4 protein-coding genes are annotated in these 6,854 nt (G+C 39.3%); 2 read left to right on the top strand and 2 right to left on the bottom strand.

Annotated elements, in window-relative coordinates:
* Nucleotides 1-259: 259 nt before the first annotated feature.
* Entirely contained in the window at nucleotides 260-2,512 is a 2,253-nt protein-coding gene (locus IJ535_RS08865; RefSeq protein ID WP_294301501.1) for a glycoside hydrolase family 31 protein, read from the top strand.
* A 119-nt stretch (nucleotides 2,513-2,631) separates the two neighbouring features.
* Here the strand turns inward: IJ535_RS08865 and IJ535_RS08860 are convergent, their stop codons facing one another.
* Both IJ535_RS08860 and IJ535_RS08855 read right to left on the bottom strand, forming a co-directional pair.
* On the bottom strand, nucleotides 2,632-3,981 hold the full coding sequence (locus IJ535_RS08860; RefSeq protein WP_294301498.1) for a cellulose binding domain-containing protein: 1,350 nt from the start codon (nucleotides 3,979-3,981) through the stop codon (nucleotides 2,632-2,634).
* 245 nt (nucleotides 3,982-4,226) lie between these two features.
* Nucleotides 4,227-5,027 (bottom strand): LacI family DNA-binding transcriptional regulator, encoded by an 801-nt coding sequence (locus IJ535_RS08855; protein ID WP_294301497.1) that lies wholly within the window; start codon nucleotides 5,025-5,027, stop codon nucleotides 4,227-4,229.
* Between the two features lie 181 nt (nucleotides 5,028-5,208).
* Between IJ535_RS08855 and IJ535_RS08850 the strand changes: the two genes are divergently transcribed.
* Nucleotides 5,209-6,843 carry a glycoside hydrolase family 13 protein gene (locus tag IJ535_RS08850; protein WP_294301495.1) on the top strand — a complete coding sequence of 545 codons (1,635 nt, stop codon included), beginning with the start codon at nucleotides 5,209-5,211 and terminating at the stop codon, nucleotides 6,841-6,843.
* The last annotated feature ends 11 nt before the right edge of the window (nucleotides 6,844-6,854 follow it).

Here is a 6,854-nt window from a genome sequence, read left to right as displayed (position 1 = left end):
TATTTGATTAATTGCATTCATATTACATTCGCTAAGAAAAATTAAAAAAGCAGGTTTTGAAAACCTGCTTTTTATCTTTCTAAGCTCATTACAAAATCATGTAATTAATCAAAATAATGCCGTCCCTGCTATTATCGTAGACAGAGCGTGACTGCAAGCTACATTCAAATATACAGAAAAATTTTCTGGAAACGTTTCCAAAAATGAATTTATAGTGTAAAATAAGAAAAAATATAGCGGAAGAAGGGAAAATTTTTTTATGGAATATGGTAAGTTCGCGGGAGTAAAGGTTGTTGATAATTGTGTCCATTTGCAGTTTGAAAAGCAGACTGTAAATGTAGAGATTATTACTGATGAGATTATCAGGGTATATGTGCCTACATGGAAGAAGGATTACAAATCTGTTGCCATAGAAGGTAATGTGGCTGTTCCTACAGATTTTGATGTGGAAGAACTAGAGGATAATGCAGGCGTTAGGATTAAAACAAAGGAAGTGATACTGGGAATTGGTGATGATTTTCAGTTTGAATTCTCAGATAGATATGGGGATGAAATTCTTTCCAGCTTCACTGGTGAGCGAAAGATATTCGGTGGAATTTCTGAAGAAGCTCTTAATCTACTTATTGCCGAGGGACATCTTTTTAATGCTGACCAGTTTAAAAATCACAAGGTACAGCAGCTGTTTAAGCTTAACGACAATGATAAGTTTTATGGAATGGGCGATAAGACAGGCTTCCTTAACAAGCGTGGCTACACTTACGAAAACTGGAATTCAGACATTCCACAGCTTCACCACGAGAACATGCCAGCGCTGTACAAATCTATCCCATTTGTGATTGGAAAAGGTGATGGTTATACTTACGGCTTGTTTTTTGATAACACATTCCATAGCTATATGGATTTGGGCAAGGAAAGCACTGATTATTTCTGGTACGGCGCGGATGATGGAAATCTGGATTTTTATTTCATGGCAGGCGAGCGCATGACAGATATTGTGGAGCACTACACATATTTGACAGGGCGAGCTCCACTTCCACAGCTTTGGACACTTGGCTATCATCAGTGCAGATGGGGCTATGAATGTGCTGAGGATATCAGACGAGTTGCAAAGGGAATGAGAGAGAATCAAATCCCTTGCGAAACTGTTCAGTATGATATTGACTATATGGATGGGTATAGAGTGTTTACATGGGATGATAAGGAGTACGAGCCAGCAGGCCAGCTTATAGATGAGCTTAAGCAGGATGGCTTTAAGGCAGTATGCATTATCGATCCAGGCGTTAAGGTGGACAAGGGCTACAGCGTTTATGATGAGGGAATTAAAAAGGATTACTTTGCACATGATAATGATGGAGATGTGTATGTAAACGAGGTTTGGCCAGGCGATGCGGTATATCCTGATTTTGGTAGAGAGGATGTACGTAAATGGTGGGCTAATAATCACAAGTTCCTAACTGATATTGGCATGCAGGGCATTTGGAATGATATGAATGAGCCTGCAAGCTTTAGAGGCCCATTGCCACTTGATGTGCAGTTTTCTGTAAATGATAGGCTTACCAATCATGCTGAGGCTCACAATGTGTATGGTCACTACATGAGCATGGCCACATATGAGGGAATGAAGGAACTGACAGGAAAGCGTCCGCTTGTTATTACAAGAGCCTGCTATTCAGGTGCTCAGAAATACACATCGGTATGGACAGGTGACAACCAGAGCGTTTGGTCACATCTACAAATGTTAATTCCTCAGCTTTGCAATCTTGGAATGAGCGGCTTTACCATTGCAGGTACTGATATAGGCGGATTTGGCGGTGATTCTAATCCGGAGCTTCTTGTTAGATGGATTGAGGCAGCTGCATTTAGCACCTTCTTCAGAAATCATTGTGCTAAGGGACAGAAACTTCAGGAGCCATGGCAGTTTGGGGATAAGGTTGTAGATATCTACAGAAAGTATGTGAAGCTTCATTACAGATTCTTGCCATACATCTATGACCTATTATTTGAAAGTCAGATAACAGGTCTTCCAGTGATGAGGCCATTAGTGCTTCATTACGAGGATGATGAGAATACCTTCAATTTGAATAACCAGTTCCTTGTGGGCGAAAACATGCTGGTGGCACCAGTGGTAGAGCAGGGGGCTACTAAGCGTTTGGTATATCTACCTATTGGTACATGGGTAAGCTACTGGGATGGTAAGCGCTATCAGGGCAATCAGCACATTATTGTGGATGCACCACTTGATGTACTACCTATTTTCATCAAGGAAGGCAGCATTATCCCTATGTACGAGGATGTGCAGTATGTAGGTGAAAAGCCATACGATACACTAACTCTTATGGTGGCTGGCGACAGCGCCTGGGGCTCACATTACCAGGACAACGGAGAAGATTTCGCTTATCTTGATGGCGAATACAACCTATATAGCTTCACCTACGAGGATGGAGCACTAGAATGCGATATGCTTCATGAGGGATATGAAAAGTATAAGGAAATTAAGGTGGAAAGGCTATGACTTCTTGCTGACGGAACAATGAAATTGTCAGCAAGAATCCTGCTTCGCAGGACAAGAAAATAGATGAATAAAATAAGCTACTGCTTATTGTAGTCAATAGCAGTAGCTTATTATTTATATTATTGAAGAATGAAATTAAGGGAGTTACCAATTTGTCCTGAGCCAACGATTCCTAGGTCTGCGCTTCCGCCAGCAGGAAGTGTGCCATTCCATGATTCTGGAGTGAATACATAGTATTCGCCTTCCTCAGCAATCTTTGCACACCAACCAGATGAAACGTTGATGTCGCTCTTTTTAATCTTTAATGTCCAGCCATTTACTGTGCTCTTAGAGTTGTTTACAATCTTAAAGTTGATTGTATAACCCGTTCCCCAGCTGTTAATCTGGTAGTCAAGTGCAAGGCCTGACTCAGCAGGAGTAGGATCAACAGGAGTAGGATCAACAGGTGTTGGATCTACAGGTGTTGGATCTACTGGAGTAGGGTCAACTGGAGTTGGATCTACTGGAGTAGGATCAACTGGTGTTGGATCCTCAGGAGTTGGCTCTGGCTTAGTTGGAGGAGCCATTACTGACCAAGAATCTAAGTATACAGTTGCGCCTGTTGCTGTACTTACAAAGTAAACATCATGTGTACCTTCAATACCAGAAGCTACTTTAACTGTTTTAGTTGAGAAAGCACCAGCATTTAATTTTACATTAGCAATGGCTTTGCTTTCAGGATTATCAAGTCTGATTTCAAGAACGCCTAATTTGCTAGCCTTTGCTGCAACTGTGAAGGCTGCAAGACCCTTTGAAAAGTCTACATTCTTTGCAGCTGCATATCCATTCGAACGAATCATAGCGCATTTTGTGTTGTCTACTGTTGTAACAACAGCGGCTTTCAGCTCAGCTGAATTTTCACCTTCAACTGTTTCATAAGGATTAACAGTTGCAGTTACTGGTGTAGGCTCTACAGGAGTAGGCTCCTCAGGTGTTGGCTCAGGAGTTACAGGCTGTTGACCAGGAGCAAGATTTGCTTTCCATGAATCAATATCAATGTTACCAACCTTACCTACAAAGTATATAGTATGATTTCCTTCAATTGCTTTAGCAGGAGCTGAAACAGATTTAAATGCACCGTTTGTGCTTGATACTCTAAATGTACTGATTATTTCTCCATCAGCTTTATCTAAACGAGCCTCAAACCATCCAGGTGCTGTAGTACGGATATTAGCTGAAATTGCAGCAACACCAGATGTAAAGTTAAGGGGTACAGAAGCAAAATAATCACCCTTTTCCAAACCTGCGATGTATTTCACATCGCCTTCAGATTGAACCTCTACACCGCTTTTACCAGCAGTTAATTCTGCCTGAAGTAAATCGTATGGACTAAATTTTGGTGCAGCAAATGCTGTAAGGCTTGATACAGAAGATGCTATAAGACCAAGTGCTAATGAAGCACTTAGTATTTTTTTATTCATTTTTTTCATAAGGATAATTCCTCCATTCATTGTCTTAAACGTTTTCGTTGCTCGAGCAACATTATCGTAACAATTCTGTAATATAATGGCATTCAAATAATTGCTATTTAATTATTAATTATTGCTGTATTTACACTTAAGACGTAATTTGAGTAATAATAGACAAAATAGAATATTGAGAAATATATAGATTTACTTAACTACTTGTGGGCTACTTAAGGAAAAGCCCACAAGTAGTCCCACTTACTCCTATATTAACAACACAAATTATGGTTTTCAATTGGAACTCTGTTTGCAGCATTATCGTAGGCTGCAAAAAGGAGCTCCATTTTTTTGTGGGTAATATCCGGCTCGTAGCAGACATTGCATTTGTCAGGAATAAATGGCAAAAGAACCTCACTTGATATAAGTACATTCGAAGATGAAATTCCTTGTAAGTCTGCTGGTTGGGATACAAATAATACATCATCAAAGGTATTTTTAGTGAAATCCTTCTTTTCGATATTGGAAGTATCAAGCATTACATATTGATATTTTTTTCCTAAGAATTTTTTATTAGCAGCTGCCTTTAGTCTGTCCAGATTGGTGTTTATCTGAAAGAATAGTGGGTCATTGATATAACTATCAAGAGCAAGAAGTGGGGTAAAATTACAGTTCCCAAGTGCTAAGAATGTAGCCCTGTCTAAATCATAGCAAATAAGGGCATCAGCTTGGCCGTAGTTTTCAAGGCGGGCAGGTGGTATTAAAAATACATCATAGTTCTTGTCTCCAAAGAACTCGGCTATATCCTTCATAATTTTCATTTGGTCTGCCGTCTTTAGCACAGAATCTGTATGGGAAATAGCAAAGCCAACCTGGTTCTTTCTTTTTGAAGCTAGAGCCTTAGCAGCCTGATTAGGGGAGTAGTTAAGAAGGTTTATTACATGAAGCACCTTCTTTCTGGTCTCATCAGATATTTTAAGATCTGTCCTTCCATTAACCACGTAAGAAACTGTTGCTACAGATACGCCAGCTTCTTTTGCAACATCTCTGATGGTAACTTTTTTGCTTGCCATTTCACGCCTCCATTTAACCGTTTAATCGATTGATAAATCAATTATGAAGTTCATTTATGAGATTGTCAATATAACCTATTGACAGTGTGGTGAAAAGAGTGTAGTATCTAATCAATTTAAACGGTTAAACAGCGGAGCTAAAAGGCTTTAATTAACCTATATGTATTGGGAAAGGAGAATTATGAATAGACACGCTTTACTACACATACCAGAATCCAGATATTGCTTTGCATTGTCTAAGGAAGAGGTTGTTATTAGACTTAGGACAGCCAAGGAGGATGCGGATGCAGGCCTTAAGGTAAATCTGATATACGGAGTGAAATATGATTATAAAGAGAAAAGATTCACAGTGGATGTACCGCTTAAATACGAGGATGAGCTATTTGCATACTATGAGATTCAGCTAAAGATTAATGATGTTCGATTAGTATATATTTTTGAGCTTGATGAGAATGGGAAAAAGTATTATTTCAGTGAGGATGGCTTAACAGAAGCTTACGATTTTGATGAATGCTTTTACAATTTCTTCCAGTTACCATATATCAATGAAAATGATGTTATGCCCCTTGTTGATTGGATGCCAGGTACAGTGTTCTACCAGATATTTGTAGATAGATTCTGTATTGGTAATGAGAATAAGGATATGTCCTACATCGATATGAAGTGGGGGGATAAGCCTACTCCTAGAAGTCATGCAGGTGGTGATTTGCGAGGAATCATTAAAAGGCTGGATTACCTAAAGGATTTAGGTATATCTGCCATCTATCTGACACCAATTTTTTGGTCAGATTCTAACCATAAATATGACACAATCGATTACAAGAAAATTGACCCACAGTTTGGTACAACAGAGGATTTTGTAGAGCTTGTTAAGGAGGCTCACGCACGTGGAATCAGGATTGTATGTGATGCAGTATTTAACCATTGCAGCTACAAGATGGCTCAGTTTCAAGATGTTGTTAAAAACGGCAAAGCTTCTAAGTACCATGACTGGTTCATTATCGATGGGGATAAGGCAGACCTTGATAATCGTAATTACGAATGTTTTGCTTACTGCGAATATATGCCAAAGCTAAATACTGCAAATCCTGATGTGCAGAAATTTTTGCTTGATATAGCAACCTATTGGATTGATGTTGCAGATATAGATGGCTGGAGATTAGATGTTGCTGATGAGGTATCCCACGATTTTTGGCGAATGTTTAGAAAGGTTGTTAAGGCTAAGAAGAGTGATGCCGTAATTATTGGTGAAAATTGGCACGATGCTTACCCTTCACTTCAAGGAGAGCAGCAGGATAGCATTATGAACTACGCATATACGAAGATATGCCTGGATTATTTTGCTAAAGAAAGCTGTGATGCACTTAAAACAGCACAACATTTAAACGGAATATTGATGCGTAACATGAAGCAGGTAAACTATATGATGTTGAATCTACTAGATTCACATGATACTGACCGCTTCTTTACAAAATGTGGCAAGGATAAGAAAAAGCTTGAGACTGCATTAGCCCTTAGCATGTTTATGCCAGGCACACCATGTATATATTATGGCACTGAGCATGCCATGGAGGGAGGTTACGACCCGGATTGCAGGCGCTGCTTTGATTGGGATGAGAGTAATTGGGACAAGCAATTTCTAAGTAAGGTGAAGGAACTGATTGCCCTTAAGAAGAATCCTATTTTACAAAAGGGAGATGTATCCATCACAGGGGATGATGGTGAAATAAAGATAGTAAGAAGTTACAATGGAAAAGTAGCAAAGCTTACAATTTCTAGTCCTACCGTATATACGATAACATTGGATAATAAATAAGCCTGACTGTT

The organism is Pseudobutyrivibrio sp. (assembly GCF_017471675.1).
Lineage (GTDB): Bacteria > Bacillota > Clostridia > Lachnospirales > Lachnospiraceae > Pseudobutyrivibrio.
The sequence above is the reverse complement of the archived record's forward strand: the minus strand, read 5'-3'. Positions and strand labels throughout refer to the sequence as shown.

Excerpts from the sequence above, each read along its gene's own strand:
- IJ535_RS08860 (WP_294301498.1), bottom strand. The coding sequence starts at position 3,981 with ATGAAAAAAATGAATAAAAAAATACTAAGTGCTTCATTAGCACTTGGT.
- IJ535_RS08855 (WP_294301497.1), bottom strand. The coding sequence starts at position 5,027 with ATGGCAAGCAAAAAAGTTACCATCAGAGATGTTGCAAAAGAAGCTGGC.
- IJ535_RS08850 (WP_294301495.1), top strand. The coding sequence starts at position 5,209 with ATGAATAGACACGCTTTACTACACATACCAGAATCCAGATATTGCTTT.
- IJ535_RS08865 (WP_294301501.1), top strand. The coding sequence starts at position 260 with ATGGAATATGGTAAGTTCGCGGGAGTAAAGGTTGTTGATAATTGTGTC.